The sequence below is a fragment of the Leifsonia sp. GW821-FHT13C05 genome (assembly GCF_058806515.1).
In genome coordinates this window covers 317,640-343,940 of sequence record NZ_JBXAPT010000004.1, presented here as the reverse complement: position 1 = coordinate 343,940, position 26,301 = coordinate 317,640, and the positions used below count along the sequence as shown (strand labels likewise).

At 70.6% G+C, this 26,301-nt stretch carries 27 protein-coding genes and 1 tRNA gene; 11 read left to right on the top strand and 17 right to left on the bottom strand.

The features are described from left to right. Positions 1 to 19: 19 nt before the first annotated feature. Entirely contained in the window at positions 20 to 1,228 is a 1,209-nt protein-coding gene (locus AC1ROC_RS13875) for a winged helix-turn-helix domain-containing protein (RefSeq protein WP_493000818.1), read from the top strand. 127 nt (positions 1,229 to 1,355) lie between these two features. After that, a complete protein-coding gene (locus AC1ROC_RS13870) occupies positions 1,356 to 1,778 on the top strand; it encodes a hypothetical protein (protein ID WP_085371242.1) in 423 nt (140 codons plus the stop codon). A gap of 15 nt (positions 1,779 to 1,793) precedes the next feature. On the opposite strand, the gene AC1ROC_RS13865 is transcribed toward AC1ROC_RS13870, so the two are convergent. Next, the gene (locus AC1ROC_RS13865) at positions 1,794 to 2,693 is read right to left on the bottom strand and encodes a M48 family metalloprotease (protein ID WP_434949003.1); all 900 of its coding nucleotides are present in this window, start codon (positions 2,691 to 2,693) and stop codon (positions 1,794 to 1,796) included. 9 nt (positions 2,694 to 2,702) lie between these two features. After that, complete coding sequence (locus tag AC1ROC_RS13860) at positions 2,703 to 3,269, bottom strand: LemA family protein (RefSeq protein WP_055895541.1); 567 nt, start codon at positions 3,267 to 3,269, stop codon at positions 2,703 to 2,705. 153 nt (positions 3,270 to 3,422) lie between these two features. Here AC1ROC_RS13860 and AC1ROC_RS13855 point away from each other — a divergent pair, with 153 nt between their 5' ends. Genes AC1ROC_RS13855 through AC1ROC_RS13845 form a run of 3 tightly spaced genes read left to right on the top strand, consistent with a single transcriptional unit; the run spans position 3,423 to position 5,689 of the window. Further along, positions 3,423 to 4,082, top strand: a complete 660-nt coding sequence (locus tag AC1ROC_RS13855) for a TetR/AcrR family transcriptional regulator (protein ID WP_247597107.1) — start codon at positions 3,423 to 3,425, stop codon at positions 4,080 to 4,082. 39 nt (positions 4,083 to 4,121) lie between these two features. Further along, positions 4,122 to 4,958 (top strand): ABC transporter ATP-binding protein, encoded by an 837-nt coding sequence (locus AC1ROC_RS13850; RefSeq protein WP_493000814.1) that lies wholly within the window; start codon positions 4,122 to 4,124, stop codon positions 4,956 to 4,958. Further along, positions 4,955 to 5,689 (top strand): ABC transporter permease, encoded by a 735-nt coding sequence (locus AC1ROC_RS13845; RefSeq protein ID WP_085371244.1) that lies wholly within the window; start codon positions 4,955 to 4,957, stop codon positions 5,687 to 5,689. The genes AC1ROC_RS13850 and AC1ROC_RS13845 overlap by 4 nt, the downstream gene beginning before the upstream one ends. A gap of 540 nt (positions 5,690 to 6,229) precedes the next feature. Here AC1ROC_RS13845 and AC1ROC_RS13840 read toward each other — a convergent pair. The 4 genes from AC1ROC_RS13840 to AC1ROC_RS13825 are packed head-to-tail and all read right to left on the bottom strand — an operon-like array spanning position 6,230 to position 10,765. Then, complete coding sequence (locus tag AC1ROC_RS13840; RefSeq protein ID WP_168689766.1) at positions 6,230 to 7,543, bottom strand: D-arabinono-1,4-lactone oxidase; 1,314 nt, start codon at positions 7,541 to 7,543, stop codon at positions 6,230 to 6,232. Then, complete coding sequence (locus AC1ROC_RS13835) at positions 7,540 to 8,817, bottom strand: amino acid deaminase/aldolase (protein WP_168689767.1); 1,278 nt, start codon at positions 8,815 to 8,817, stop codon at positions 7,540 to 7,542. Before AC1ROC_RS13835 ends, AC1ROC_RS13840 begins: the two co-directional genes overlap by 4 nt. Continuing rightward, complete coding sequence (locus tag AC1ROC_RS13830; protein WP_085371247.1) at positions 8,817 to 10,073, bottom strand: MFS transporter; 1,257 nt, start codon at positions 10,071 to 10,073, stop codon at positions 8,817 to 8,819. The genes AC1ROC_RS13835 and AC1ROC_RS13830 overlap by 1 nt, the downstream gene beginning before the upstream one ends. Continuing rightward, positions 10,070 to 10,765 carry a TetR/AcrR family transcriptional regulator gene (locus tag AC1ROC_RS13825; RefSeq protein ID WP_168689768.1) on the bottom strand — a complete coding sequence of 232 codons (696 nt, stop codon included), beginning with the start codon at positions 10,763 to 10,765 and terminating at the stop codon, positions 10,070 to 10,072. The genes AC1ROC_RS13830 and AC1ROC_RS13825 overlap by 4 nt, the downstream gene beginning before the upstream one ends. Before the next feature lie 154 nt (positions 10,766 to 10,919). On the opposite strand from AC1ROC_RS13825, the gene AC1ROC_RS13820 reads away from it, so the two are divergent. Continuing rightward, positions 10,920 to 13,235 (top strand): Ig-like domain-containing protein, encoded by a 2,316-nt coding sequence (locus AC1ROC_RS13820; protein WP_493000810.1) that lies wholly within the window; start codon positions 10,920 to 10,922, stop codon positions 13,233 to 13,235. On the opposite strand, the gene AC1ROC_RS13815 is transcribed toward AC1ROC_RS13820, so the two are convergent. The 3 genes from AC1ROC_RS13815 to AC1ROC_RS13805 all read right to left on the bottom strand — a co-directional run bounded on the left by AC1ROC_RS13815 (position 13,232) and on the right by AC1ROC_RS13805 (position 15,017). Continuing rightward, positions 13,232 to 13,606 (bottom strand): YchJ family protein, encoded by a 375-nt coding sequence (locus AC1ROC_RS13815; RefSeq protein ID WP_493000808.1) that lies wholly within the window; start codon positions 13,604 to 13,606, stop codon positions 13,232 to 13,234. The genes AC1ROC_RS13820 and AC1ROC_RS13815 overlap by 4 nt on opposite strands. A gap of 233 nt (positions 13,607 to 13,839) precedes the next feature. Beyond that, positions 13,840 to 14,208 (bottom strand): VOC family protein, encoded by a 369-nt coding sequence (locus AC1ROC_RS13810; RefSeq protein ID WP_493000806.1) that lies wholly within the window; start codon positions 14,206 to 14,208, stop codon positions 13,840 to 13,842. A 233-nt stretch (positions 14,209 to 14,441) separates the two neighbouring features. Further along, entirely contained in the window at positions 14,442 to 15,017 is a 576-nt protein-coding gene (locus tag AC1ROC_RS13805) for a TetR/AcrR family transcriptional regulator (protein WP_493000804.1), read from the bottom strand. A gap of 129 nt (positions 15,018 to 15,146) precedes the next feature. Between AC1ROC_RS13805 and AC1ROC_RS13800 the strand changes: the two genes are divergently transcribed. Further along, the gene (locus tag AC1ROC_RS13800) at positions 15,147 to 16,640 is read left to right on the top strand and encodes an MFS transporter (RefSeq protein ID WP_493000802.1); all 1,494 of its coding nucleotides are present in this window, start codon (positions 15,147 to 15,149) and stop codon (positions 16,638 to 16,640) included. A gap of 116 nt (positions 16,641 to 16,756) precedes the next feature. Here the strand turns inward: AC1ROC_RS13800 and AC1ROC_RS13795 are convergent, their stop codons facing one another. Next, the gene (locus tag AC1ROC_RS13795; protein WP_493000800.1) at positions 16,757 to 17,080 is read right to left on the bottom strand and encodes a hypothetical protein; all 324 of its coding nucleotides are present in this window, start codon (positions 17,078 to 17,080) and stop codon (positions 16,757 to 16,759) included. A 117-nt stretch (positions 17,081 to 17,197) separates the two neighbouring features. Here AC1ROC_RS13795 and AC1ROC_RS13790 point away from each other — a divergent pair. After that, a tRNA-Leu gene (locus AC1ROC_RS13790) sits at positions 17,198 to 17,271 on the top strand. 36 nt (positions 17,272 to 17,307) lie between these two features. Next, entirely contained in the window at positions 17,308 to 17,859 is a 552-nt protein-coding gene (locus AC1ROC_RS13785) for a cysteine hydrolase family protein (RefSeq protein ID WP_493000798.1), read from the top strand. Positions 17,860 to 17,890: 31 nt separating this feature from the next. Here AC1ROC_RS13785 and AC1ROC_RS13780 read toward each other — a convergent pair whose 3' ends face one another. Together AC1ROC_RS13780 and AC1ROC_RS13775 are read right to left on the bottom strand one after the other, a co-directional pair. Next, positions 17,891 to 18,274: a phage holin family protein gene (locus AC1ROC_RS13780; protein WP_493000796.1), complete on the bottom strand. Its 384-nt coding sequence runs from the start codon at positions 18,272 to 18,274 to the stop codon at positions 17,891 to 17,893. Between the two features lie 51 nt (positions 18,275 to 18,325). Beyond that, complete coding sequence (locus AC1ROC_RS13775; protein ID WP_493000794.1) at positions 18,326 to 19,714, bottom strand: MFS transporter; 1,389 nt, start codon at positions 19,712 to 19,714, stop codon at positions 18,326 to 18,328. Positions 19,715 to 19,817: 103 nt separating this feature from the next. Between AC1ROC_RS13775 and AC1ROC_RS13770 the strand changes: the two genes are divergently transcribed. Both AC1ROC_RS13770 and AC1ROC_RS13765 read left to right on the top strand, forming a co-directional pair. Beyond that, complete coding sequence (locus tag AC1ROC_RS13770; RefSeq protein WP_085371257.1) at positions 19,818 to 20,261, top strand: MarR family winged helix-turn-helix transcriptional regulator; 444 nt, start codon at positions 19,818 to 19,820, stop codon at positions 20,259 to 20,261. Then, a complete protein-coding gene (locus AC1ROC_RS13765; RefSeq protein ID WP_085371258.1) occupies positions 20,258 to 20,845 on the top strand; it encodes an IMPACT family protein in 588 nt (195 codons plus the stop codon). The genes AC1ROC_RS13770 and AC1ROC_RS13765 overlap by 4 nt, the downstream gene beginning before the upstream one ends. An 81-nt stretch (positions 20,846 to 20,926) precedes the next feature. Here the strand turns inward: AC1ROC_RS13765 and AC1ROC_RS13760 are convergent, their stop codons facing one another. From AC1ROC_RS13760 to eno, 5 genes are all read right to left on the bottom strand, one after another. After that, positions 20,927 to 22,348: an NAD(P)/FAD-dependent oxidoreductase gene (locus AC1ROC_RS13760; protein ID WP_085371259.1), complete on the bottom strand. Its 1,422-nt coding sequence runs from the start codon at positions 22,346 to 22,348 to the stop codon at positions 20,927 to 20,929. A 38-nt stretch (positions 22,349 to 22,386) separates the two neighbouring features. After that, positions 22,387 to 23,658 (bottom strand): S8 family serine peptidase, encoded by a 1,272-nt coding sequence (locus AC1ROC_RS13755; protein ID WP_493000846.1) that lies wholly within the window; start codon positions 23,656 to 23,658, stop codon positions 22,387 to 22,389. Then, positions 23,655 to 24,170 carry a DUF501 domain-containing protein gene (locus tag AC1ROC_RS13750; RefSeq protein WP_085371261.1) on the bottom strand — a complete coding sequence of 172 codons (516 nt, stop codon included), beginning with the start codon at positions 24,168 to 24,170 and terminating at the stop codon, positions 23,655 to 23,657. The genes AC1ROC_RS13755 and AC1ROC_RS13750 overlap by 4 nt, the downstream gene beginning before the upstream one ends. Further along, positions 24,170 to 24,661 (bottom strand): FtsB family cell division protein, encoded by a 492-nt coding sequence (locus AC1ROC_RS13745; RefSeq protein ID WP_247597109.1) that lies wholly within the window; start codon positions 24,659 to 24,661, stop codon positions 24,170 to 24,172. The genes AC1ROC_RS13750 and AC1ROC_RS13745 overlap by 1 nt, the downstream gene beginning before the upstream one ends. A gap of 228 nt (positions 24,662 to 24,889) precedes the next feature. Further along, entirely contained in the window at positions 24,890 to 26,170 is a 1,281-nt protein-coding gene (gene eno, locus AC1ROC_RS13740) for a phosphopyruvate hydratase (protein ID WP_434949021.1), read from the bottom strand. Between the last annotated feature and the right edge of the window lie 131 nt (positions 26,171 to 26,301).

Sequence of the window (26,301 nt, the reverse complement as noted above, 5' to 3'; positions counted from 1 at the left end):
TCCCGCTATGGTCGACGGTGTGGTTGAAAAGGTCTCCCCCGCGCTCGCACGGCGCATCGCCCTGGCCGCGCAGGGGTTCGGCCGCCCGCATCCATCGACCGTCGGAACACGGCAGCTCAACGGGGTGATCGACCGCATCAACCTGCTGCAGATCGACTCGGTCAACGTGTTCGAGCGCAGCCACTACCTGCCGGTGTTCGCGCGGGTCGGCGCCTACGACAAGACGCTGCTCGACAGGCTGACGTTCGCGGCGAAATCGCCGCACACCGAATACTGGCCGCACGAGGCCGGGTTCATCCGGCGCGAGGACTGGCCGCTGTTCCGGTGGCGGATGGCGGCGTACCGCGAGCGCTACGGCACGGACCCGGACAGCTGGTATCAGCGGAACGCCTCCACGGTCGACTGGCTGCGCACCGAGCTCGCGTCGCGCGGGCCGCTCGTCGCCGGCGAGATCGAGCACGACGCCAACAAGCGGGCCGGCCCGTGGTGGGGCTGGTCGGACGTGAAGCGGGCGCTCGAGTTCCTCTTCCTGTTCGGCGAGGTGGCCGTGGCCGGGCGCACCCGGTTCCAGCGGAGGTACGCGCTCGCGGAGGACGTACTGCCCTCGTCGGTGCTCGACACCACGGTGACGACTCCGGATGCGGTCCGCGAGCTCATCCGCCGCTCCGCCGTGGCCCACGGCATCGGAACGGCGGGCGACCTGGGCGACTACTACCGCATCAAGCGCGCGCCGGCCGTGGCGGCCATCCAGGAGCTGGAGGACGCCGGGGAGCTGATCCCGGTGACGGTCGGCGGCTGGGAGCGCAACGGACGGCCGGAGAAGACCTGGCTGCACCGGGATGCGCGGCTCCCCCGCAGCGTGTCGGCGACCGCCCTGCTCTCCCCGTTCGACCCCGTGGTCTGGTACCGCGACCGGGCGCTGCGCATGTTCGACTTCCACTATCGCATCGAGATCTACACCCCGGCGGAGAAGCGGATCTTCGGCTACTACACGCTGCCCATCCTGCTCGACGACCGCGTGGTGGGCCGCATCGACCTGAAGAGCGACCGCCAGGCGCGCATCCTGCGGGTGCAGTCGGCGTGGTCAGAGCCCGGCGCTCCCGCCGAGACGGTCGAGCGCCTGGTGCCGCTGCTGCGCACGACCGCCGCCTGGCAGGTCCTCGACGACGTCGCCGTCACCGCCCCGCACCGCGGCGACCTCGCCCCGCTCCTCGCCGCCGCCCTCTGACCGGCCGCCCCGTCCCGCTCCCACGCAATCGAGTCCGGACTTATGCACGCGACACGCCGACGCGAGCGTGCACAAGTCCGGACTCGATTGCTTGGGGACGGGCGGCGGGCAGGCGTAGGGTGCGGGCATGAGTTCACCGCTGGAGTATCTGGATGCTGCCGGGGCCGATGAGGCCGACTTCGAATCGCCGATGCGCGAGCTCTACGCGTATCGCGACGGCGACCGCTGGGTGGACGGGTTCGTCACCGGAGTCAGACCGGGCGGCGCTCAGGACGGCAGCACGATGGTGCAGTTCGACGGGAGCACCTGGGTGCCCGCCTCCGAGGTGCGGGCCTCCGACCACTACGTCGCCGTGCTCCTGAACCCGGACGACACCGTCTACGCGGAGGTCGTGCAGAGCTACATCGACGGTCAGCCCGCCGATCCGATCCGCGACGTCTCCACCGTCGACGGCCAGAACGTCGGCACCCTCTGGCACCCGGTGGATGCGCCGCGCCTGTCATCGACGCGCATCCCGTACCGCTACGCGGGCACCGCCGAGCTCGACTGACGCCGCGCGCAGCGACTAGAAGGTGGAGCCCATTTTCTCGAGGCGGTCGACGCGCTCGGGGATGGGCGGGTGGGTGCTGAACAGGCGGCTCATCAGGCTGGGCTTCAGCGGGTTGGCGATCCAGAGGTGCGCCATCGACGAGTTCTGCTTCTGCATCGGACGCCCGTATGCCTCGAGCTTGAGCAGGGCGCTGGCCAGCGCATCCGGGTGCCGGGTGGTCATCGCGCCCGTGGCGTCTGCGAGGTATTCGCGCTGACGGGAGACCGCCAGCTGCACCAGGGTGGCGACCAGCGGGGCGATGATCGCGGCGATGAGGCCGAAGACCAGGATGACCGGGTTTCCGCCTCCCCCGCCGCCGTTGTTGTTGTTGCGGTTGCCCATGCCGCCGAAGAACGCCATGCGGAGGAAGATGTCGGCGATGAAGCCGATGGCGACCGTGAGGCCGAACACGATCATCGACAGCCGGATGTCGTAGTTGCGGACGTGCCCCAGCTCGTGCGCCATGACGCCTTCGAGTTCGGCGTCGGTCATGATGTCGAGCAGCCCCGTGGTGGCCGCCACCGACGCGTGCTCGGGGTCACGCCCGGTGGCGAACGCGTTGGGCGCCGGGTCGTTGACGATGTAGACCGCCGGCATCGGCGTGCCCGTGGTGATCGACAGGTTCTCGACGATGTTCCACAGGCGCGGGTTGTCGGCCTTGGTGATCGGGATGGCGCCCGACATGCTCAGCGCCTGGCTGCTCGCCAGGAAGTACTGCACCACCGCGTAGAGCACGGCGCCGATGACCACGACCCACAGGATCGTGTAGCTCTGGTAGATGAAGCTCGCGAGCCAGCCGAGGCCGCCGATGATGATCAGGAACAGCAGGATCGTGAAGACCGTATTGCGCTTGTTCCTGGCTATCGCCCTATACATCGCCGCCCGCTAGAACTGGACGCGCGGGGGCTCCGCGATCGCAGCGAGGTCGCTGACCTCGAAGAAGTCGCGCTCCGTGAAGCCCATGCGCTTGGCGAAGATGTTGTTCGGGAACACCTTGATCTTGGTGTTGAGTTCGCGGACTCCGCCGTTGTAGAACCGGCGCGAGGCCTGGATCTTGTCCTCGGTGTCGACCAGGTCGGCCTGCAGGCGCAGGAAGTTCTGGCTCGCCTGCAGCTGCGGGTATGCCTCAGCGACCGCGAAGATGCTCTTCAGCGCGCTCTGCATGTGACCCTCGGCCACGGATGCCTCGGCCGGTCCCTGCGCGGACAGCGTCTCTGCGCGGGCCTGCGTGACGGACTCGAAGACGCCCTTCTCGTGCGCCGCATAGCCCTTGACCGTCTCGATGAGGTTGGGGATGAGGTCGGCACGACGCTTGAGCTGCACCGTGATGTCGCTCCACGCCTCGTCGACGCGGACCTTGAGAGTCACCAGCGAGTTGTAGGTGGCCCACAGGTAGATCCCGATGATCGCGACGATCACGACGACGATGATGACCGGGATGAGCCATTCCATTTTCGGGTACTCCTTGGTGTCCTGGCGCGTGACGACTGGGCGCAGATCCCATCCTAACGGCGGCCCGCGACGCTCTCACCGCGTTCCCACCACTCTCAAAGCAAGCATGGTGCGGTTCGGCAGGCGCCGCTCCGCCGGGTGCACAATGGGCAGGTGAGTGAGGTCGCCGAACGTCGCGGTCGGGGCCGTCCCCGCAAGCAGCGGGACGGCGCCTCCGCCAAGTCCGCCATCCTGAAGGCGGCGACGGAGGAGTTCGCCGAGCGCGGCTACGACGCGGCGTCGCTGCGGGCCATCGCACGGAGGGCCGGAGTGGACTCGGCGCTGGTCCACCACTACTTCGACGACAAGGCCGACCTGTTCACCGCGTCGCTGGATGCACCGCTGCGGCCCGACCGCATCCTGGGCGTGATCCTCGCCGGTCCGCGCGAGGAGGTCGGCGCCTCGATCGTGCGGCTGCTGGTGCGGCAGCTCGACGACGCCCGGTCGCAGGCGCGCATCGTGGCGATCCTGCGCACGGCCCTCGGCAGCGGGCCGGGCAGCAGGATGCTCAAGGAGTTCCTGACCAGGGAGGTGTTCGTGCGGCTCGCCGCCCTGGCCGGAGGAGACGACGCCGATCTGCGGGCCAATCTGGCCGCATCCCAGCTGGTGGGGCTGATGCTCACCCGGTTCGTGCTCAAGCTGGAGCCGGTGGCGCACGCCGACGCCGACGAGCTCGCCCGGCGCATCGGGCCGGTGATCCAGTGGCATCTGTTCGGGGATGTACAGGGCGGCACGGTGCTTCCGGGGAGCCCTGGGACGCAGCAACTGCCGTAGTCCTTGACGCGCCGGGGCTCGGAGCGAATAATTCATCACATGATGAATATTGCGGCCAGCGCGGTCTCCGTCGACGGCCTCACGGTGCGCCGCGGGAAAGCGACGATCCTGGACGGGCTGACCCTGCGCATCCCGCGCGGCGAGGTGGTCGGGCTGCTCGGGCCGAGTGGCTGCGGCAAGACCACCCTGATGCGCTCCATCGTGGGTGTGCAGCGGGTGGCGGGCGGCACCGTCGAGGTGCTGGGCGAGCCGGCTGGATCGCCCGGGCTCCGCCACCGCGTCGGCTACGTGACGCAGGCCGCGAGCGTCTACGACGACCTCACGGTGCAGCAGAACCTCACATACTTCCGGCGCATCCTCGGTGCGGCGAAGGCCGATGTGGACCGCGCCATCGAGGCGACCGACCTCGGCGCCAACGCCGGCCAGCTGGTCTCCACCCTCTCCGGCGGCCAGCGCAGCAGGGTCTCGCTCGCCGCCGCACTGCTCGGCGCCCCGGATCTGCTCGTGCTCGACGAGCCGACGGTCGGCCTCGACCCCCTCCTCCGCGTAGAGCTGTGGGAGCTGTTCCACCGGCTCGCCGACGCGGGCACCAGCCTGCTCATCTCGAGCCACGTGATGGACGAGGCCAGCCGCTGCGACCGGCTGCTGCTGATGCGCGACGGGGCGATCCTCGCCGACGAGACGCCCGCCTCCCTGCTCGCGTCGACGGGGGCAGAGGATGCGGAGGGCGCGTTCCTGGCACTGATCCGACGCCGCCATCCCAAGCACGCCCTCCCGGAGGCGGCGGATGCGGCGGACGCACCGGACACACCGGATGCACCGGACACACCGGATGCGCCGAACACCGGGACAGACACCGACGGGGGCGAGCGATGAACGGCACCCGCACCATCGCCACCGCCGGCCGCGTGCTGACGCAGATCCGGCACGACCCGCGCACCATCGCCCTGCTCGTGGTGGTGCCGAGCCTGCTGATCGGACTGGTCGCCTGGATCTTCACGGACACCGGCGTGTTCTCGACCATCGGCCCGGCGATGCTCGCGCTGTTCCCGTTCATCGTGATGTTCCTGGTGACGAGCATCACCACACTGCGCGAGCGGCGCACCGGCACCCTGGAACGCCTGCTGTCGATGCCGCTCGGCAAGGCGGACTTCATCCTGGGATACACGCTCGCGTTCGGGCTGCTGGCCGTGGTGCAGACGCTGGTCGCCGTGGCGTACGCCGTGTGGGTGTGCGGGCTCGACATCAAGGGCAGCGTGTGGCTGCTGGTCGCGGTGGCGCTCGCCGACGCGATCCTCGGCACCACGCTCGGCCTGTTTGTGAGTGCGTTCGCCCGCACGGAGTTCCAGGTGGTGCAGTTCATGCCGGCGCTGGTGTTCCCGCAGATCCTGCTCGGCGGCATCTTCATCCCGCGCGACCAGCTGCCGGATGCGCTGCACATCATCAGCGACTGGCTCCCGCTCTCGCACGCCATCGACGCGCTGAACGCGGTGGCGAACGACACGCACGACGCCGCGTATGTGGGCGGCCAGCTGCTCATCATCGGCGCGTTCGCACTGGCCGCGATCGTCTTCGGCTCCCTCACCCTCCAGCGCCGCACCGCCTGAGCAGAGGCGATCGACGGGCGACCTCGGCGGGAACGACGACGCGGCGCCGACGCCTCCGAGTGCCCGACACCGGAGGCGGTCGACGCCGCGATCGTTTCGCTGGCGGCATCCGTGGTCGGACGGATGCCGTCAGAGCTCGGCTAGGGACGACCCCAGTTTCCCGATGGGGTCAGCACGAGCGTTGCACCGGGGCAGGGACCCCCGGGGTGGAGAACGGCGCGACCGCGGCGAGCGCGGGGCCGAAGCGTGCGATGGGGCGGGCGGAACGGGTGATGCGGTCGGACATCGGCGAGCTCCCTGAAGATGAACTATTCTCAACAACTCACAGGCGATTCACAGCTAGCAGGGAGTTTTCCAGGGAAATGAGGACGTGTCAAGAATCACGCCCGTCACACGAGTCACACGCGTCACCCCGTCGACCACCGCAGATCGTCGGAATCACGCCGTTTTCCGCGGAATCACGCGGAAATCCGAGGCTTCCTCACCGGGCCGTCCCCTGGACACGCGGCACCCGCTTTGGGGACACCGCGCATCCACCGGTCACTCCCCCAGCACCCGCCGCAGGTACACGTTCTCGAAGCGGCGCTCCGGATCCAGCCGGTCGCGCACGGCCAGGAAGTCGTCGAACCGCGGATACGTCGCGCGCAGCGACTCGGCGTGCCTGGTGTGCAGCTTGCCCCAGTGCGGGCGGCCGTCGTGCGCCATCATGATCTCCTCCACCGCCGCGAAGTACTCCGTCGAGTCCTCGCGGTAGTAGCGGTGCACGGCGATGTATCCGGTCTCACGTCCGTAGGCCGTCGACAGCCAGTTGTCGTCCGCGGCGGCGGAGCGCACCTCCACCGGGAACGAGATGCGCCAGCCGCGCCGCTCGATCAGCGCCTTGACTTCGGCGAGGGCGCCGGGCACCGCCTCCCGCGGGATCGCGTACTCCATCTCGCGGAAGCGCACGGTGCGGTTGGTCACGAAGACGCGGGGAGAGATGTCGGTGAAGTCCCGGTTGCCGGTGAGCTTCTGCGCCAGGCGGCTGAACGGCGGGATGATCGCCGGGGCCATCGTGCCGACGGCGCAGACCCCGCGGTAGAGGCCGTTGGCGAGCAGCTCGTCGTCGACCCAGCGGCCGAAGGCGGGCAGCGGTGCAGCGGGCGCGCTGAGCGGAAGCCGCGTGTTCGTCTTGGTGAGCGCCGTCTCGGTGTGCGGGAACCAGTAGAACTCGAAGTGGTCCTCCGCCGCCGAGCGTTCGAGGAAGGTGTCGAGCGTGTGCTGCAGCGGTTCCGGCCGCTCGACCGCCTGCAGGAGGTAGGCGGGGACGCACTGGATGGTCAGGTCGACCAGCACGCCGAGCGCGCCGAGGCCGAGACGCACGGCGGGCAAGAGCTCCGCGTTACTGGTCTCGTTCACCGTCAGCACCTCGCCCGTGCCCGTCACCAGCGTGGCGCCGACGATCTGGGTCGCGAGGCCGCCGAAGCCTCCGCCGGTGCCGTGGGTTCCCGTGGAGGTCGCGCCCGCGATGGTCTGCCGGTCGATGTCGCCCATGTTCTCGAGCGCGAGGCCGTGCTGGCGCAGCAGCCGGGGCAGCTCGTGCAGGTGGGTGCCCGCCGCGAGCGTCACCCGGCCGCGCTCCACGTCGACGTCGACGATGCCGCGCAGGGCGGACAGGTCGAGCTGCACCCCGGGAGCCACCGCGATGCCGGTGAAGCTGTGCCCGGCGCCGACGGCCTTGACGCGCATCCCCTGTCTCGCCGCCGCCGCGACCGCGCGTTGCACGGCATCGGCGTCGGCCGGGCGCTCGACGCGGGTGGGGCGGACCTGCTCCGTGCGGGCCCAGTTGCGCCAGAGGGCGCCCGTGGCCGTCACAGGAACACCTTTCCGTCGCCGCGATAGCTGGGGACCGCTCCGACCACGGTAGCGCGGCCGTCGACCGCGTCGATCAGGTGGAACTCGTCGACGTGCTCGCTCAGCTCGCCGGACTTGGTGTGCCGCAGCCACACCCGGTCGCCGACGCGCATCACCCCGGCCGCCACCCCGGTGACGGGCGTCTGCACCTCGCCCGCCATCTCCCTGGCCACCATCGACAGCCCGGTCGGCCACTCGATCTTGGGCATCCTGTCCGCACCGGGAGGACCGGAGGCGATCCAGCCGCCGCCGAGCATGGTCGCAACATCCGGGCCCGGCCGCCGCACGACGGACAGCGCAAACGACGCGGCAGGCGCTGGACGGAACCCGGCGTACGAATCGAACAGGTAGCCGCCGAACAGTCCGCTCCCCGCGGCGATCTCGGTGACGGACTCGTCCGACGCCGTGAACTCCAGCGACCCCGTCCCTCCGCCGTTCACGAACTCGAGGTCCGCGATCTCGCGCACGGCCGCGACCGCCTGGCCGCGCCGGTCGAGCAGTTCGGCGCCGGAGTTCTTCTGCATCCAGCGCAGCGTCGCACCCCACGCCGGCCTGCCGGGCGGGTTGTTGCCCTGCCCGGCGATCTGCGCCTCGTAGGCCATCATGCCGACCAGGGTGAAGCCGGGACGGCGCACGATCGCCTCCGCCAGCTCGCGCACGGCGGCCGGCGTGTGCAACGGAGACCGGAACACGCCGATGTGGCCGAGCACGGGGCTCAGCCACGACGCATCCAACTCGATGCACAACCGGATGCTCTGCCGCTGCGCCGGGGGGACGACCGCGTCGATGAAGTCCAGGTGGGCCACGGAGTCGACCATGAGCGTCACGCGTTCCGCCAGCTCGGGGGCGTACGCCAGCCGTGCGATGGCCACGCGGTCGGCGGTCGGATAGCCGACCACCACATCCTCGATCGGCGGATGCCCGTCCGTCCCCTCCGCCAGCCACAGCGCCTCGGGCAGCGTGTACGCGAGCACGCCGGCGTATCCGGGGACCGCGAGCACCGCATCCAGCACCGAGCGCACCCGCACCGACTTGGACGCGACCCTGATCGGCTTCCCGGAGGCCCGGCGCAGCATGTCGTGGGTGTTGTGCCGCAGCGCCGGCAGGTGCAGCACGGCGAGCGCCGGGTCGAGCCTGGCGGTCGCGGCCGACAGGGACGGCCAGAACGCATCCGGGGTGGTCCAGGTGCGCTCGGCCGGGGTGGGCTTCGTGCTGAGGTCGATGGAGAAGGTCATCAGCGCACCGCTTTCACTCGTGCGACCGCGAGAGCACCCGCGAACGCGAACAGGCCGGAGAGGACGAACAGCCCGACGAAACCGCCGAGCGCAGCGACGATGCCCGCGCCGATCAGCGGGGCCATCGCCTGGGGGACGGCGGTGGCGATGTTCATGATGCCGAGGTCCTTCCCCCGGTTCTCCGGGTCGGGCAGCACCTGGGTGGCGAGCGCCTGGTCGACGGAGAGGAAGCAGCCGTAGCCGAGCCCGAGCAGCCCGGCGGCGACCATCGCCACCGACAGCTCCGGCACGAACGCCAGCAGCAGCGCCGCGACGCCCTGGATGGCCGAGGAGAGGAACACGAACGCCTTGCGCCGCCCGATCCTGTCCGACCAGCGGCCCATCACCAGCGAGGCGACGATCACGAACACCATGTAGATCAGGATCAGGACGAGCAGGTCGTCGTCGGCGTTCTTGTCGTGCAGCCCGAACTCCAGGAAGTAGAGGAGAAGCGAGGTGCCGAACGCGTTGCCGAAGTTGACCAGCACGCGGCTGAGTAGCGTCCAGCCGAAATCGGGATGCTCGCGCGGCGAGATCCACAGGCTCTCGACGATCCCGCGGAACGTCATCCGCTGGCGCAGGTGCGGAGGGAGCACGGCGTCGGGGAGGAAGAGGAACGGCACGACGAGCACGAGCAGCAGCACCGCCATCGCCGTGTACCCGAACACCGCGCCGACGAAGACGTAGGTGACGAGCGAGACGCCGAGGATGATCCCGATGGCCTGCGGGGCGCTGATCCAGCCGGACACGTAGCCGCGCTGGCCGACAGGCACCTGGTCGGAGATCGTGGCGGTGAGGGCAGCGGTCAAGATGCAGAACCCGGTGAGCGCGAGCGACCAGAACACGCCGATCCCGACGATGGAGGTCTGAAGCCCGAGCAGGATGAGCGAGACCGCGAACACGACGGCGCCCGCCGCGATCCACGGCCTGCGCCGGCCGAAGCGGCTGGTGGTCCGGTCGGAGAGGGCGCCGGTGAGCGGGTACGCGACGATCGCGCACACCCCGGAGATGCCCGAGATGATGCCGAAAACCACCACGTTGTCGACCCAGTACGTGGTGTCCAGCTGCTTCTGCACCTGGTCGGGCAGCAGCTTCTGGATGGGCGCGAGCTGCGCCATCCAGATGCCGAGCCAGGCGATCGCGAAGAACGCGATCCAGCGGCCGGTGACCCGGCGGGTGGGCTCGGCGAAGACCGCCGGAGCTGAGAGTTCTGTCATCGGGTTCCTGCGTTCGGGTCGAGGGTGGACAGGACACGTGCCGGTTTCTCGCTGGGTGTCGCGAGCGTCGCCACCGCGTCGGCGGCGAAGTCGATGGTGGCCCGGGCCGCCGCGTCGTCGCGCGTGACGAGCCAGGCGACGGTGAGGCCGTCGGTGAGGACGACGAGCAGGCGCGCGACCTCTGCGGTGGGGCGCGACCACGCGCATCCGGTGATCGCCGCCGCCTGCACGACGGCGCGCTCCGCGACCTCGAAGTAGCGGTCGTACTGACGGCGTGCCAGCGGGGCGAAGCCGGGTTCGCGGAGCGCCCACTGGGTGAGCTCGAACATCGCCTTCTCGCGGTCGGGGTCGGCGCGGACGGCGGCGAAGTAGTGTTCGAGCCCGGCGCGCACCGCATCCCGCATCGTCGGCGGTTCGGCGCGGGGCGCAGCCTGCTCGTGGGCATCCTGCTCGGCGACCTGCTGCTCGAACACGGGGGCGAACGCGGATTGCTCGCCGTCGACCACCGTGTTGACGAGTTCGGCCATCAGCTCGTCGCGCGAGGTGAAGGCGTAGTGGAAGCTGGCGAGGGACATCCCGGCCTCCGCGACGATCCTGCGCGTGGTCGCGGCGGCCACGCCGTCGCGCGCGACGACGGAGAGGGCGGCCTGCACCAGCGCGGTGCGGCGTTCCACGGCGGAGATACGTGTCACGGCGGACTCCTCAGCGCGGGCTCCTTGCGCATCCTCGCGCGAAGAGTGGGACGGTTGACCCAGTTGTCAGTATGCCGTAAATCCGGCTCGGGAGTTTGACAGAAGGGGGGCGCGCCACCTGAAATGGGGTGGAATGCGGGTGTTTTCGTCTGATGTGTCGCCACCAGTCCGGCCGAGGGGGTCGTCCGGGCTGCTTGTCGGTGCCCTGATCGTGGTCGGCCTCGCGAGCGCAGCCCTCCTCGGAGCCGTCGGCGTCGTCGCCCCGGCCAGCGCCGCCACCTCCACGCCGTCGCCGTCACCCTCCTCCGGCGCACCGGCCCAGAACTCCCCGCAGCTGTCCAGGCCATCGCAGACCTCGCCATCGCAGACCTCGCCGGCAGACACCACCCCAAGCGCTGCACCGTCCGACACCGCTCCCCCCACCTCCCCGCCGCCGACTCCCGGCCCTCCGACGATCGACCAGCTGCCCTCCGGTCTCGTCACCTCCTTCCCGCTCACCGTGTCCGGCACCGGCACGCCCGGCGACCTCCTCCACGTCTCCGCCGGAGCCGCGAGCACGGCCGGCGCCCGCTGCGACGCCCCGGTAAACGCGAGCGGCGACTGGTCCTGCGCGCTCTCCACTCCACCGGACGGACCGGGCGTCGTTGTCCGCGCCGAGTCGCGCAACAACGGCCTCGAAGCCTCCGACAGGGTGGATGTGCTCTCCCCGCCGGTCATCGCCGCCCCGAACGGCACCCTCATCTCCGGCGGCGGCGTGCACGGCACGGCATACCCCGGGGCGACCGTCACGGTCCACGCCGAGAACGGCTCCACCTGCTCCTTCCCCGCCGACTCCACCGGCACCTGGGGCTGCGTTCTGAGCAAGCCGCTGCCGAGCGGCAAGCACACGATCACCGCGACGCAGCGCGCACCGTTCTCCAGCCAGTCCTCCGGCAGGAGCGCGCCCGTCGCGATCACCGTCGACACCACGCCTCCCGCCGCTCCGCGCATCGGCTCCCCCGCCCCGGGCACCGAGACCCCGGTCGGCCGCCCGCTCGCCTTCTCCGGCACAGGAGAGGACGCCGCGAAGGTGACCGTGTACGGCAGCGACGACAACGGCAGCATCGTGGTGTGCACGGCCGTCGTGCGCGGCACGGCCTGGTCGTGCACCGGAACGCTCGGCGCAGGCCGGTTCACCGTCTCCGCGCTGCAACGGGATGCGGCGGGCAACGTCAGCGGCGGATCCAACCCGGTCGCGATCACCGTTCTCACCGCCGCGCCGTCGCCCAGCACGTCTCCGGAGTCGCCGAGCACGACGCCCTCCCCGCACACGACGCCGTCGCCGGCCGTCCCCGTCGTGCCGCCCGGCACGACCCCGAGCCCGACGCCGTTCGACCCGTACGGCGGCACCGGCGCCCCTACCCGGCCGGACTGGATGGGGACCCCGTTCACCAGCGCGTCGGCCCCTGTCGTCTCCGCCGCCGCCTTCCCGGGCTGGCTGCGGTCGCTCCTGCTCGCCGTCGCCGCCCTCCTGCTGCTCGCGCTGCCTGCCCGGCTGCTCGCGGTGACCGTCGCGCGCGAACGCGACGGACGCGCCGCGCGGACCCGGGCGAGCATCTTCGGACGCAACCGCAGCAGGGCGGAGCTGCGTGACGCGGACGCTGCCGGGGCATCCCGCGTCGGGGCATCCGGGGCCGGTGCATCCGGAGTCGGCGCATCCGGGGCCTCCGTCGCGTCGGCGGACGCCGCATCCGGAGCTGCCGCCCCGCGCAGCCCGTGGCTGATCCCGACGGCGTTCGTCGCGGCGGCAGCCCTCGTGACCCTGTCCAGCCCGGTCGACGACGCGGGGGCATACCTGCGCGTCATCCTCGCCATCGCGGTCGCGCTGGCCGCGGTGAACGCTGTCTGGGTGGCCGTCGCGCGCTGGACCTCCCCGCACTTCGGCGGCGGTCGGGCGACCATGATCTTCCGGCCGTCGATGCTCATCATCGTCGGCGTCGCTGCCGTCGCCTCGCGGCTGATCGGGCTGCAGCCCGCCCTCCTGTTCGGGCTGATCCTCGGCGTCGCGTTCGCCGGTGCGGCCGGGAGGGTGGCGCGCGGCAGGGTCGCCGCCGTCCAGCTGGCCGGCGTCGCCGTGCTCGGCGTGATCGCCTGGCTGACCGTCGGCCTGCTGCCCGAGCCGACCGGCGTGGTCTCCGCGTTCTTCCGCGAACTCGCCAACGCGGTGTCGCTGCTCGGCCTCGGCTCCGCGGCCATCGCCCTGCTGCCGATCGGCGGGCTCGCCGGACGACAGGTGTTCCAGTGGTCGCGCGGCATCTGGGTCGGACTGGCGCTGGTCGTCTACACCCTGCTGTTCGCGCTGCTGCTTCCCGTCGCCTCCCTCGTCGAGACGGGGCAGAGCACGCTGGTCATCGCCATCGCCGCCTTCGCGTTCGCCGCGCTCAGCGTGTGCGTCTGGCTGTGGGAGAAGTACGTGGAGCCGTCGCGCTAGAGCGCATCCACGTAGTACCAGTCCCGGCCCTCGCGCAGGAACCGGGACGCCTCGTGCTGCACGCCGCGCTCCTCGCCTTTGTAGTAGGCGGAGAATTCCACGACGCCGTCCCGGTCGAACGGGCCGCCGCGCTCGGTGCGCTCGATGTCGAGCCGGTACCAGCGCAGACCGCGGTCGAGTTCGAGCGTCTGCGGGCGGGTCGACGGATGCCAGCTGCGCAGCAGATACGGGGCGTCGCCGAGCGCGAACGCGGAGAACCGCGACCGCATCAGCCGCTCGGCCGTCGGCGCCGCCTGCTCGCCGCGGTGCAGCGGACCGCAGCACTCGTCGTACGGCTGGCCGCTCAGGCAGGGACAGCGGGAGGAAGGCACCGCACGAGCCTACCCGCGCCGACGCTTCCGCCGACGCCGGATGCGTCCGGCCGAGAAGGACCCGGCCGTGGCGCTACGGGGAATCGATGCCACGACCGGGTCGGGAGACACCACACCAGTTCGGCGTCCGCTATCACTCTCCACCGCAACCTTGAACGCAGCCTCTCCGCGCGCTGAAAGTCCTCACAGCCGCCGCCTGCGCACACTGCAGCCGTCAGCGCGCATCACAGCGGTCAGTGCTCGCGCGCCGCTTCACCGGCGGCCACCACGCAGAACCTGTTGCCGTCCGGGTCGGCGAGCACCACGTAGTCCGCGCCCTCCTCGTAGTCCCAGTCCACCCGGGATGCGCCGAGCCCCAGCAGACGCTCGACCTCCTCCCCCTGGTCGAGCGCATACAGGTCCAGGTGGTGGCGCTGGTGGTCGGCGGCCGCGCTGGAGACCTGCGAGATCGCCAACTGCGGGCCGTGCCCGGTGTTCGGGACCAGGATCGCCCAGTCGTCGTCGGGCTCCCGCAGCGGCCGGTAGTCGATGGCCGCTGTCCAGAACTCGATGGCCCGCGGCACGTCCCGCACACCCCACACGATCGATCCGATGCGCATCATGGCCTCAGTATCCGCCCCGCCACGCGCGTCCGCCAGCGTCCGACGGTGTACCGTGAATGCATGGCTGGATTGCTCATCGGATTCATTTGGCTCGTCGTCATCGTCGGCGGCGGCCTCTCGCTGGCCGCCCTCGTGCAGATGGCGAAGTCGCCGTACCGCAACCGCTGATCGCGGGGCGCCGTCTGGCGCGCCGCATCCGGCTCGTTCCGGATGCGCCAGTCGTCCCGGATGTGTCAGCGCAGCCCGGCGACGAACAGGTTCAGCACCCTGCGCAGATCGTCGCGGGTGTATCCGCTCTTATTGGCCGCCCACGCCAGTGAGCTGGCGAACACGAACAGGTCGTCGGCGACGACGTCGGGCCGTACCGCTCCCGCATCCTGAGCCCGGCTGAGCAGACGCGCGGTCGCGACCTTCATCGAACTGCAGGGCGCCGTCAGCGGCGACTCCGGGTCGCAGACGGCATCCGCCACCGAGTCGGGCAGCCCGTCGTAGCTGGACAGATGCCTGGCCAGGTCGATCAGCCAGTCGTTGAGGGCCTCACCCGCATCCGGCCTGCTCAGCAGCTCCGTCGCCCGGGCGTCCAGGCCCTGCCTGCTCTCGACGAGGGCGGCGGCGAGCAAGCACTCCCTGGTCGGGAAGTGCCGGTAGAGCGTTCCCGCCCCGACGCCGGCCCTCTTGGCGATGTCGTCGAGCGATGTCTGCACGCCGTTCTCGGCGAACGCCTCGCAGGCGACGTTGACGATCTTGTCGTAGTTGCGCTGCGCGTCCGCGCGCAACGGCTTGGGTTGGGTGATGGTGTCGCCGCCCATTCGAACTCCTTCTCGACCAGTTCACTTCATCGCCATTGACAAAGCGGAGACAGTCTCCATATTGTTGATCACTCAAGAGGAGAGTCTCTCCGGATAGCAGTCTAAGCCCCGCGGAACGGAACGCACCATATGTCGACCACCGAACTCAACGAGAACCCACCAACCTCCCCGCTTCCCGCCGTCACCACCAGCGCGCCCCGCGCATCCCGTGCCTCGCTGCGCGGACCGGCCCTCGGCCTCGTCGTCGTCTTCATCACGCAGTTGATGCTGGTGGTCGACGCGAGCATCGTCAACGTCGCCCTCCCCGACATCCAGAAGGAACTGCACTTCTCCCCCACCGACCTGTCGTGGGTGGTCACCGCGTATGCGCTCGCGTTCGGCGGCCTCATCCTGCTGAGCGGCAAGATCGGCTCGATCGTCGGAGCCAGGCTCGCCCTGATCGTGGGCGTCGGCGTGTTCATCGTCGCGTCGGCCCTCGGCGGGTTCGCGCCCTCGCCGGAGATCCTGGTCGCCGCGCGCATCCTGCAGGGCATCGGCGCCGCCATCGCCGCGCCGAGCACGCTCGTGCTGCTCGTCGCCAACACCACCGAGGGCGCGAACCGGGCGCGCGCGATGTCCCTGTTCGTGCTCGCCGCGGGCAGCGGCGGCGCCATCGGCCTGATCCTCGGCGGCATCCTCACCACCAGCTTCGGCTGGGAGTGGGTCATGTTCGTCAACGTGCCGATCGGCATCCTGATCATCGCGGGCGCCGCCCTGTTCCTCACCGAGACGAAGCGCGTTCCGGCGAAGCTCGACCTGGGCGGCGCTGCCGTCTCCACGATCGGGATGGTCGCCCTCGTCTACGCGTTCACCCGCGCCGCCAGCCACGGCTGGACCGACGTGCAGTCGATCGCGTCGTTCGTGATCGCCGCAGCATCCCTCGTCGGCCTGATCTTCATCGAACGCAAGCACTCGAGCCCGGTGGTGCAGCTGCACTTCTTCTCGCGGATGCGCACGGCGGCACCGCTGCTCGGGATGCTCCTGGTCCCGGCCGGGATGTTCGGCTTCTTCTACTTCGTGACCCTGTTCACCCAAAAGGTGCTCGGCTTCGACCCGCTCGGAACCGGCCTCGCCCTGCTGCCGTTCGTCGGCGCGATGCTCATCACCAATGAGCTGGCACCGCGCTACCTGCTCCCCCGCGTCGGCGAGAAGGTGGTCGGCGTGCTCGGCCTCAGCGGCATGGTCGTCGGCCTGATCTGGCTGGGCCAGATGAGCGCATCCAGCACCTTCCTCAGCGGCATCCTGGGACCTGCGATCGTGCTCGGCATCAGCGCCGGCCTGACCTTCGCACCGCTCACGTCGATCGCGATGGCGCAGGCCCCGTCGGACGAGGTGAGCGCGGCATCCAGTCTGGTGCAGGGGATGCAGCAGCTCGGCGGCAGCGTCGGCGTCGCGGTCCTGACCACGGTGTTCATCGCGGTCACGGCCACCTCCGGCGAGGCACGCGGCATCTCCACGTCCCTGCTGCTCGGCGCGGCGTTCCCGGCCGCGGCGCTGGTGCTGTTCGCGATCTGGGGGCGGCGCATCCCTGCGGATGGTGCCGGTAGCGGTGCCGGTGGGGGCGGGCCGGTCGGGATGCACTGAGCCCCGGCGAGGCGGTGCGACGGCGTGCGCGGGGTACTCCCCCGCGGGCGCCGTCGGCGTCGGTGCGCGCGTGTTGCCCACGCTCGCGTGCACGCCGGTACTCGCCTTCGCGCCGCTCAGCCCAGGCAGCCGGAGCCGAGCGCGAGGTGCGCGACGAGCAGCCCGCCACTCGCCCACCACGCGAGGAGCAGCCCGGCAGCGGTGAGGACGACCGTCGCGATGAGCCCGCGCAGCACCCTTGCGCCACGCCTCCCGGGCGCGAACGCGACGAGCGCCGCCGCCGCGCCGAGCGTGACCAGCACGAGCGGCACCACCCCCAGCGCGACGAGCAGGCCCACCCCGCTCTGCCCGGCGGCGCGCGCCTTGCACTCGTCGCCCCAGGTGTCCTCCACGACGACCGCGAACCAGAACCACGCCACCAGCACGGCCACCGCCGACACAAAAACGGTCAGCGTGAACCGAGCCCTCCCCCTTTGCCCGCTCCCCGACTCCACACGCTTACTCTGCCCGCCACCCCTCCGAGAACGCCGCACCCGCGCCGCTACGATGGAAGCCGGGCCCCCATAGCCCAATCGGCAGAGGCAGGCGACTTAAAATCGCTTCAGTGTGGGTTCGAGTCCCACTGGGGGTACTCGCCGCCTCGGCACCGCGCATCGGAAGGGTTCCCATGACTCGCGCTCTCGTCATCATCGACATCCAGAACGACTATTTCCCCGGCGGCGCGCATCCCCTGGTCGGGTCGGTCGCGGCGGCCGAGCGGGCGTCGGCGGTGCTGGCGGCGTTCCGGGAGGCGGGCGATCCCGTCGTGCACATCCAGCACGTGTGGGATGCACCGGATGCGTCGTTCATGCGGCCGGGGACGGCCGGGGTCGAGATCCATCCGCTCGTCGCTCCCGCCGGGGACGAGCCCGTTCTGCGGAAGGCCGAGCCGAACGCGTTCGTCGGCACGTCACTGGAGGACACCCTGCGCTCGCTCGCGCCCGACGAGCTGGTCGTGCTCGGGATGATGTCGAGCATGTGCGTCGACTCGACCGTCCGTGCGGCGGCGGACCTCGGGTTCGCGGTGACCCTCGTGCACGATGCGTGCGCGGCGCCCGACCTGACGTTCGGCGGCACGACGGTGCCGGGCGAGGCGGTGCACGCGGCGTTCATGGCCGCGCTGTCCGGCAACTTCGCCACGCTGGTCGGCGCGACGGAAGTGGCTGGCTCGCGGCCGTAGCCGCGCCGCCAGCCCCAGCGCACCGCCCCACTCACCGCGCGGTGACGACCCGCTTCTTCAGGAACAGGATCGGCAGCAGCCACCCGCCGAGCGCCGTGACGATCCACACCACCAGGGTGGCGAGCACCCAGGCGGTCGCGCCGTCGATGTGGATGCCGCCGGGGAACAGGCTCGCGACGAGCAGCGCCAGGAAGGTCGACACCAGTCCGATGCCGCCGAGCAGCGCTGAGGCGTACTTGCGCGCGATGTTGAACACGAACGGCGACAGGATGCTCTGGGCGATCGCGAACACGATCGCCGCCACGAGGAAGCCGCCCCACTCCAGCCGCACGCCCGGCACCAGCCAGCCGGCGACGAGCAGTCCGACGGCCGCGGTCACCAGGAAGATCGCGGCACGGATGAGGAATCGGATCACAGCGGTCTCCCGTCGACGGTGCTCCCGAGGATAGCGGAAACCCGCCGCGACTCAGGCTCTGCTGCCGCCCGCTGCCGCGGCGGTGGTGGCCGGGATGCGGCGGTCGAGCACCGTGATCAGCACCAGCAGCACGCCGATGCCGCCGAGCACCCAGCCGAGCGTGTGCAGGCCGGCGTCCGTGGCCTGACGGCCGAAGGTGATGCCGATCAGGCTGGAGGAGAAGATCGCGCCCAGGTAGGCGAACGTCCGGTACAGCCCGGAGGCGACCGCGATCTCGGCGGCGGGCGCCTGCACGTACAGGGTCGCCTGGTTGGCGAAACCGGTGAAACCGTTGGCGCAGCCGAGCAGCAGGGACATCCCGATCAGCAGCCAGATGCTCGCGTCCGCGTCCATGAACTGCATCACCAGGGCGCTCAGCACCACCGAGACGGCGCCGATGACGAGCGGCCAGCGCACCCAGCCGCGGGTGGAGGCGACCCGGGCGATCACGATGCTGAGACCGGACAACGGCAACAGGATGAGGCCGACCGCCGTCGCGCTGTATCCGGCGGCCTGCTCCATCCACTGGCTCGTGCCGTACAGCACCGAGTAGACGACGAGGGCGGAGAGGGTCTGGCGCAGGTAGGTGCGCTGCAGCGGGCGGTTGCTCGCGAGCATCCGGACGTCGATCAGCGGCTTGGCCACGCGCCGCTCCCAGAGGATCAGCCCAGTACCGAAGACGGCGACGACGGGGAGCAGCCACCAGAGCGGGGAGGCGAGCCCGGACAGGAACACCAGCGCGCTCACGATGGTGCCCGCGAAGAGCACGATGCCCGGAATGTCGACCGACGCCAGGAGCGCGCGGGCGCCCTGGTGCTCGCGCGGCGCATCCTTCTCGACGCCGAGCAGCGTGAACACGAACGTGACGACCGCCAGCGGGATGTTCACGAAGAACAGCGCGCGCCAGCCGAACGTCCCAGCGAGCAGGCCGCCGAGCGGCAACCCGAACACGGTGGTGATCTGGGCCGCGATGGAGAAGTTGCCGAGCACGCGGGCGGGCACGCCGATCCCGTGCTCGTCGGCCCGGCGGCGCACCAGGGCCATCGCGGTCGGATAGGCGGCGGAGGTGCCGATGCCGATGAGCGCGCGGGAGAGGAGCAGGAAGCCGAAACCGGGCGCCGCCGCACCGACGATGCCCGCCACCAGCAGGATGATCGCCCCGGCCATGAACACGCGGCGCGGCCCGAACAGGGTGGCCAGCTTGCCCATCGTGGGCTGGCTGACCGCGCTGCAGAGATAGAGGACAGAGATGAGGCTTGCCGTCTGGCCCGGACCGAGGTGGAAGTCGAGGCCGATGCTCAGCAGGCCGGTCGCGATCATCGAGCTGTTGATCGGGTTCAGCGTGGAGCCGAGGAGGAGCGGTGCGGTGAACCGCCACCCGAACGGCGTCCGCGCGCGCACCGCATGCGTGCTCTCGGTACCTTTGCTCTCCGTGCCTGTGTCCGTCTCATCCTCCCGGATGCTTTACGCGTGTGAACTATTTCTTTAGGTATACTAATCACCCGTGGATGCACACGCAAGCGACACCCTCCCCTCGGACGACCTCGGGGAGCGGCTCACCCGCTCGATCGCCCGGAGCTACCGCCGTCTGCGCGCCGAACGCGCCAGCGGAGAACTCGGAGACGCGGCGATGTCCGTCCTCGGCCACCTGCACCGCTACGGCCCCACCACGCTCACCGCGCTGAGTGAGCACGAGCGCGTCACCGCCGCCTCGATGAGCCAGACGGTCAACCGCCTGGTCGGCCTCGGCTACGTGGTGCGGGAGACAGATCCGGCGGACGGGCGGCGCGTGCTGTTCACCCCCACCCCGGACGGACACCGGGTCGCCGGGGATGCACGCGCCCGGCGCCACGCCTGGCTGGACGCGCAGCTCGCCGAACGCACACCCGCCGAGCGCGCGGCTCTCGCCGAAGCCGCCCGGGTGCTGTGGGAGATGGCGGAAGGATGAGTCCGTTCACGCTCTCCTCCCCCGTCACCGCGGAGGTCGAGGTGCGTCGCAGCCGTTTCATCGCGCTGGCAACGCCCGTCGCCGACCGGGAGGCCGCGCTGGCCGAGGTGGCACGGCTGCGCGCCGCGCATCCGGGAGCGAACCACGTCTGCTGGGCGCTGCTGGCGGGCGGGCACTCCGGGATGTCGGACGACGGAGAGCCGTCCGGCACGGCGGGGCGCCCCATCCTGGAGGTGCTGCGGCACCACGACCTCGACGGCGTGCTCGGGGCGGTCGTGCGGTACTTCGGCGGGGTGAAGCTCGGAGCGGGCGGCCTGGTGCGCGCGTACACCGACGCCATCGCCGCCGCCCTGGTCGACGCACCCGTCGTCGAGCGCGTGCCGGAGACGGTGCTCGTGATCGCGGCCGAGTACGGCGACGCCGAGCGTGTGCGGCGCTGGGCGGACGGTGAAGGCTACGAGACCGGAGACGCGGAGTACGCAGAGGCGGTGCGGTTCACGCTGCGGCTGCCGACGTCACAGGCCGCAACAGCACGGGATGCGGTCCGAGACCTCACGCAGGGTCGCGCGGTGGTCGAGGGCTGACCGCCCCGCACCGCGACGCCCGAAACGCCGAAGGGCCCGGTGCGATCGCTCGCACCGGGCCCTTCTGTTCACACTCTGCTGCTACTTGGCTGCAACCTCGGCCGGCTCCTTCGGAGCGGACTTCTTGGCCGGAGCCTTCTTCGGAGCGTCGACCGCCGGGGCCGCGGGGGCCTCTGCCACGGCGGGCTTGGGACGGGCGGCGAACTCCTCGAAGACGGCGCGCGGGTGCTGCGTCGCTGCGAGCGAGACGATGTCGCGTCCGAGCCAGAAGTTGTTCCACCAGCCCCACAGCACGCGCCACTTGCGCTCCCAGCTCGGCATCGCGAGGCCGTGGTATCCACGGTGCGCGAACCAGGCGGGGAGACCCTTGATGGCGAGCTTGCCGGACTGGAACACTCCGACGCCGAGACCGAGGCCGGCGACAGCGCCCAGGTTCTTGTGGAAGTACTGGCGCGGGAGCTCGCCGCGGAGGTCCGCGATGATGTTCTTCGCGAGCAGCTTGCCCTGGCGGACCGCGTGCTGGGCGTTCGGCACGCAGAAACCGCCGACGCCGCCGCCGGTGAGGTCGGGGACGGCCGAGACGTCGCCGGCGCCCCAGGCGTCCTTGATGATCTCGTCGTCCGAGCCGACGCGGAGGTCGGCGCGCACGCGAAGACGGCCGCGCTCCTCGATCGGGAGGTCGGTGTGGCGCACGATGGTGGGGTTCGCCATGACACCGGCGGTCCACACGATCAGGTCGGTCTCGAACTTCTCACCGGTGGACAGCTCGATGACGCCGTCGACGGCGCTCGCGAGCTGGGTGTCCAGGTGGATCTCCGCGCCGCGCTGGGCGAGGTTCTTGATCACCCAGTGGCTGGTCGGGAGCGACACCTCCGGCATGATGCGGCCCATCGCCTCGATGAGGTGGAAGTGCGTGTCCTCGAACGAGATCTGCGGGTAGTTCTTGAGCAGCGCGCTCGCGAACGAACGCAGCTCGGCGAACACCTCGATGCCGGCGAAGCCGCCACCGACGACCACGAAGGTCAGCAGGCGGTCGCGCTCCGGGCCGGCGGGCAGGTTGGCCGCCTTGTCGAAGTTGGTGAGGACGCGGTCGCGGATGGCGACGGCCTCCTCGATGGTCTTGAGGCCGATGGCCTGGTCGGCGACGCCCGGGATCGGGAACGTGCGCGACACGGCGCCGGCGGTGACCACGACGATGTCGTACTCGAACTCGTACGCGTCGCCGATGGGCGGCTGGATGGTCGCCGTCTTCTTCGCGTGGTCGACGTACGTGACCTTGGCGGTGACGACGTTGGTCTTGGTGAGGTGGCGGCGGTGGGCGACCACCGCGTGGCGCGGCTCGATGGACCCCGCCGCGACCTCGGGAAGGAACGGCTGGTAGGTCATGTAGGGCAGCGGGTCGACAATAGTGACCTCTGCCTCCCCCTTGCGCAGCTGCTTCTCGAGCTTCCACGCAGTGTAGAAACCGGCGTATCCGCCGCCGACGATCAGGATTTTGGGCACAGTGGTGGGTCTCCTCAACACGAAAGTATTCAGTTAATCTACTCCCTGCTGCCCGTCGCTCTGAAATGCCGGAATGCGCCGACCCCGCCGAGGACCACCAGAGCGGCGAAACCAGTGATCAGACTGAACGGCAGCCAGAAGCCGGTGAGGGCCGTCCACTGCGGCCAGAGCAGCTGGTCGACCCGCGCAGACGGGGCGGCGGGGAGGGCGTGCGGAGTGGCCGTCGTCGCCGGGACTTTGCCGGGCGCGGGGCTGGTGGGGACGTCCGCCCTGCGGTGGATGCGCACCCACTCGGAGAGGTCGCCCATCGGGTTGGCGGAGACGTGCGGCACCTTCGCACTGACCGCGGCGGCCGCATCCAGGAGCCCGTAGCCGTAGATCGGGCTCGGCACGGTTCCCGGTGCAGCGCGGGCCGTCTTGATGAGCCGCTCGATCACGTCCGGAGCCTTCAACTCGGGATGCGCCGCCCTGATCAGCGCGACGGCTCCCGCCACCAGCGGGGTCGCCCCGCTGGTGCCCGCCCACTGCACGTAGCCGCCGCCCGGGCTCACCCCGACCAGCTGCTCGCTGGGCGCGGAGACGGCGATGGTGATGCCCTGCGACGACGCGTCGAAGCTCGCCTGCCCCTGCCGGTCGACCCCGGCGACGGCGACGACACCCGGGATGGTGGCGGGCGCGCCGACCTCGGTGGTGCCGCTCCCCCGGTTGCCCGCCGCCGCGACGACGACCACGTCGTGGTCGAACGCGTACTGGAACGCCTCGTCCCAGCTGGTCGGCCAGTCGAGCGTGTTCCTGGTGAGCGACATGTTGATGACCTTCGCGCCGTTGTCCACGGCCCAGCGCACCGCCGTCGCGATCTGCTCGTCGCTGCCGATGGCGCCGGAGGCGGAGCCGAGCGCGACGGACGCCGTCAGGATGCTCGCCTCGGGCGCGGCGCCGAGCACGCCGCTGTCCGGGCCGGTTCCCCGACCGGCGAGCAGCGACGCCACCCAGGTGCCGTGGTCGGCGGAGCCGGCGTCGCCGAGCGGCTTCTGCCCGTTCGCCGCCCCGACGCCGGACACGTCGGTGCCGCCGACGACCGCCCCGGCGAGGTCGCGCACGCTGCCGTCGACGCCGGTGTCGATCACCGCGACCTTGACGCCTGCGCCCTTGGTCGTCTTCCAGGCCTGGGTGAAGCCGTAGTCCGTCAGCCAGTATTCGAGGTCGCGCACCTGATCGGCGTGCGCGACAGTGGACGGCGCGACGGCGGCGGCCAGCCCGAGCAGTCCTGCCAGGGCGACGGCGGTCGCTGCGCGGCCGAGCCGGGTCATCCTGCGGTGTAGTCCTGGCACTCGCACACCTCGGGCGACCAGTCGGCGCGCGCGAGAGCGAGGTCGCCGATCGGGTTCACCCCCGGTCCTGCGGCGAGCGCGTGCGCCCCGAGGGCGTGCAGGCACTTGACGCGCACGGGCATGCCTCCGGCGGAGATGCCGGCGATCTCGTCGACGACGGCGATGGACTCCCGGTCGGCGAGGTATGCACGGTGGGCCGCCGCGTACTGGTCGCGCACGAACTCGTCGGCCTCGAGCAGCTCGTTGTACTCGTTCATCACCTGCGTGGCCTCCAGCTGCGACAGCGCGGCCGTCGCTGCGGGATGCGTGAGGTAGTAGAAGGTCGGGAACGGCGTGCCGTCGTCCAGCCGCGGGGCGGTCGACACCACGGTGGGGTTCCCGCAGACGCAGCGCGCCGCGATGCCGACGACATTGCGCGCCGGCCGCCCGAGCTGGGCGGACACGGTCGCGATGTCCTGGTCGGTCACTGCATCGAAGGGTGGGGTGGTCATCACTTGCCGCCAGGGGTCGAGGTGGGGGTGGGAGTGCTCGCCGGGGCCGTGCCGCCGAGCTGCGACGGTGTCGCGTCGCTGAGGCCGGCGCCCATGAACGAGCCGAACAGGGAGCCGAGCCAGTCGGTCTCGGTCTTCTGCAGCTTCGAGCTGACCGGCGCATCCTTGGTCTGTGCGGCCGGGGCCCTGTCGTCGATCACGAGGTAGCTGACCTCGCCGGGCATCACGTAGTAGAGCCGGTCGCGCGCCTGCGCCCTGATGTAGCTGGGGTCGTTCCAGCGGGCGCGCTGCTCCTTGAGGTCGGAGACCTGGCCGGACAGCGCATCCACCGCCTTCTGCTGGTCGGCGATCTGCTGCCGCTGCGAGATGAGGCTCTGCGCGGTGGGCGCGAGCACGACGACGGCGAGGATGAGGAGCCCCATCATCACCAGCGAGAACCCGGAGAAGTGCAGCCCGCGCAGCCAGCGTCCCGTGGCCGATCCCGACGACATGGCGACAGGGACCCGGCGTGTACGAGGCGCAGCCACAAGCCCTCCCAACGCACACGACCAAGATCGGGGCCGACGGTCCCCGCTCGACAATCGTAAGCCACCCACCCGCGCGCTCCCTGTGCTCCCCCGCCGCGCGTCCCGTGATTGCCGATGGTCCGTTCGGCGAGGTCGCCGCGGGATGCGAAAGGCCCCCGGATCGGCGATCCGGGGGCCTTTGTGCGCGTGCTGTTACGCCGTGAAGCGCGGGAAGGCGCTGCGGCCGGCGTAGACGGCTGCCTCGCCGAGCTCCTCCTCGATGCGGAGGAGCTGGTTGTACTTGGCGACGCGCTCGGAGCGGGCCGGGGCACCGGTCTTGATCTGGCCGGCGTCGGTGGCGACGGCGAGGTCGGCGATGGTGGTGTCCTCCGTCTCACCCGAACGGTGGGAGAGCACGGCGGTCATGCCGTTGCGCTGGGCCAGCGAGACCGCATCCAGGGTCTCGGTCAGGGTGCCGATCTGGTTGACCTTGACCAGGATGCTGTTGGCCGCCTTGAGCTCGATGCCCTTGGCGAGACGCGTCGGGTTGGTGACGAACAGGTCGTCGCCGACGAGCTGCAGCTTGCCGCCCAGCTCGGAGTTCAGGTGCGCCCAGCCCTCCCAGTCGTCCTCGGCCAGCGGGTCCTCGATGGAGACCAGCGGGTAGTTCGCGGCGAGCTCTGCGTAGTACGCGGACATCTCCGCTGCGGTGCGGTCCTGGCCCTCGAAGCGGTACACGCCGTTCTCGAAGAACTCGGTGGAGGCGACGTCGAGGCCGAGCGCGATGTCGCGGCCGACGGTGAAGCCGGCGTTCTGGATGGCCTCGGAGATGAGGTCGAGGGCTGCACGGTTGTGCTCGAGCTCGGGCGCGAAGCCGCCCTCGTCGCCGAGGCCGGTGCTGAGCCCGCGCTGCTTGAGCAGCGACTTGAGCGAGTGGTAGGTCTCGACGCCCCAGCGGAGGGCCTCGGAGAAGGTCTCCGCACCGATCGGCAGGACCATGAACTCCTGGATGTCGACGCCGGTGTCCGCGTGCGCTCCACCGTTGATGATGTTCATCATGGGCACGGGCAGGGTGTGCGCGTTCGGTCCGCCGATGTAGCGGAACAGCGGCAGGTCTGCGGAGTCGGCGGCGGCCTTGGCGACGGCGAGGGAGACGCCGAGGATGGCGTTCGCGCCGAGGCGCTTCTTGTTCTCCGTGCCGTCGAGCTCGATCATGGCGGAGTCGACGAGGCGCTGGTCTGCGGCCTCGAAGCCCTCGATAGCCGGGCCGATCTCGTCGAGAACGGCGTCGACGGCCTTCTGCACGCCCTTGCCGAGGTAGCGGTCCTTGTCTCCGTCACGAAGCTCGTACGCCTCGAACGCACCGGTCGACGCGCCGGACGGGACGGCGGCACGGCTGACCGTGCCGTCTTCGAGAAGCACCTCGACCTCGACGGTCGGGTTTCCGCGCGAGTCGAGAATCTCGCGAGCGCCTACAGCTTCGATCTGAGCCACAACAGTCTCCTTGTTTCACATGTGTGTGGGGGTGGGTTAAATCAGCGGTGATCCGCTCGCCAGTCTACTGACGTCCGCGTGCGGCACCGACCGGGGGTGCACCGAGGTGCACCGAGGGCCCGGCCGCGCCG

Bases quoted from the DNA above. Each gene is read 5' to 3' on its own strand.
- AC1ROC_RS13870 (WP_085371242.1), top strand. From the start codon at position 1,356: ATGAGTTCACCGCTGGAGTATCTGGATGCTGCCGGGGCCGATGAGGCC.
- AC1ROC_RS13865 (WP_434949003.1), bottom strand. From the start codon at position 2,693: ATGTATAGGGCGATAGCCAGGAACAAGCGCAATACGGTCTTCACGATC.
- AC1ROC_RS13860 (WP_055895541.1), bottom strand. From the start codon at position 3,269: ATGGAATGGCTCATCCCGGTCATCATCGTCGTCGTGATCGTCGCGATC.
- AC1ROC_RS13850 (WP_493000814.1), top strand. From the start codon at position 4,122: ATGATGAATATTGCGGCCAGCGCGGTCTCCGTCGACGGCCTCACGGTG.
- AC1ROC_RS13845 (WP_085371244.1), top strand. From the start codon at position 4,955: ATGAACGGCACCCGCACCATCGCCACCGCCGGCCGCGTGCTGACGCAG.
- AC1ROC_RS13835 (WP_168689767.1), bottom strand. From the start codon at position 8,817: ATGACCTTCTCCATCGACCTCAGCACGAAGCCCACCCCGGCCGAGCGC.
- AC1ROC_RS13830 (WP_085371247.1), bottom strand. From the start codon at position 10,073: ATGACAGAACTCTCAGCTCCGGCGGTCTTCGCCGAGCCCACCCGCCGG.
- AC1ROC_RS13810 (WP_493000806.1), bottom strand. From the start codon at position 14,208: ATGATGCGCATCGGATCGATCGTGTGGGGTGTGCGGGACGTGCCGCGG.
- AC1ROC_RS13805 (WP_493000804.1), bottom strand. From the start codon at position 15,017: ATGGGCGGCGACACCATCACCCAACCCAAGCCGTTGCGCGCGGACGCG.
- AC1ROC_RS13800 (WP_493000802.1), top strand. From the start codon at position 15,147: ATGTCGACCACCGAACTCAACGAGAACCCACCAACCTCCCCGCTTCCC.
- AC1ROC_RS13785 (WP_493000798.1), top strand. From the start codon at position 17,308: ATGACTCGCGCTCTCGTCATCATCGACATCCAGAACGACTATTTCCCC.
- AC1ROC_RS13765 (WP_085371258.1), top strand. From the start codon at position 20,258: ATGAGTCCGTTCACGCTCTCCTCCCCCGTCACCGCGGAGGTCGAGGTG.
- AC1ROC_RS13755 (WP_493000846.1), bottom strand. From the start codon at position 23,658: ATGACCCGGCTCGGCCGCGCAGCGACCGCCGTCGCCCTGGCAGGACTG.
- AC1ROC_RS13750 (WP_085371261.1), bottom strand. From the start codon at position 24,170: ATGACCACCCCACCCTTCGATGCAGTGACCGACCAGGACATCGCGACC.
- AC1ROC_RS13745 (WP_247597109.1), bottom strand. From the start codon at position 24,661: ATGTCGTCGGGATCGGCCACGGGACGCTGGCTGCGCGGGCTGCACTTC.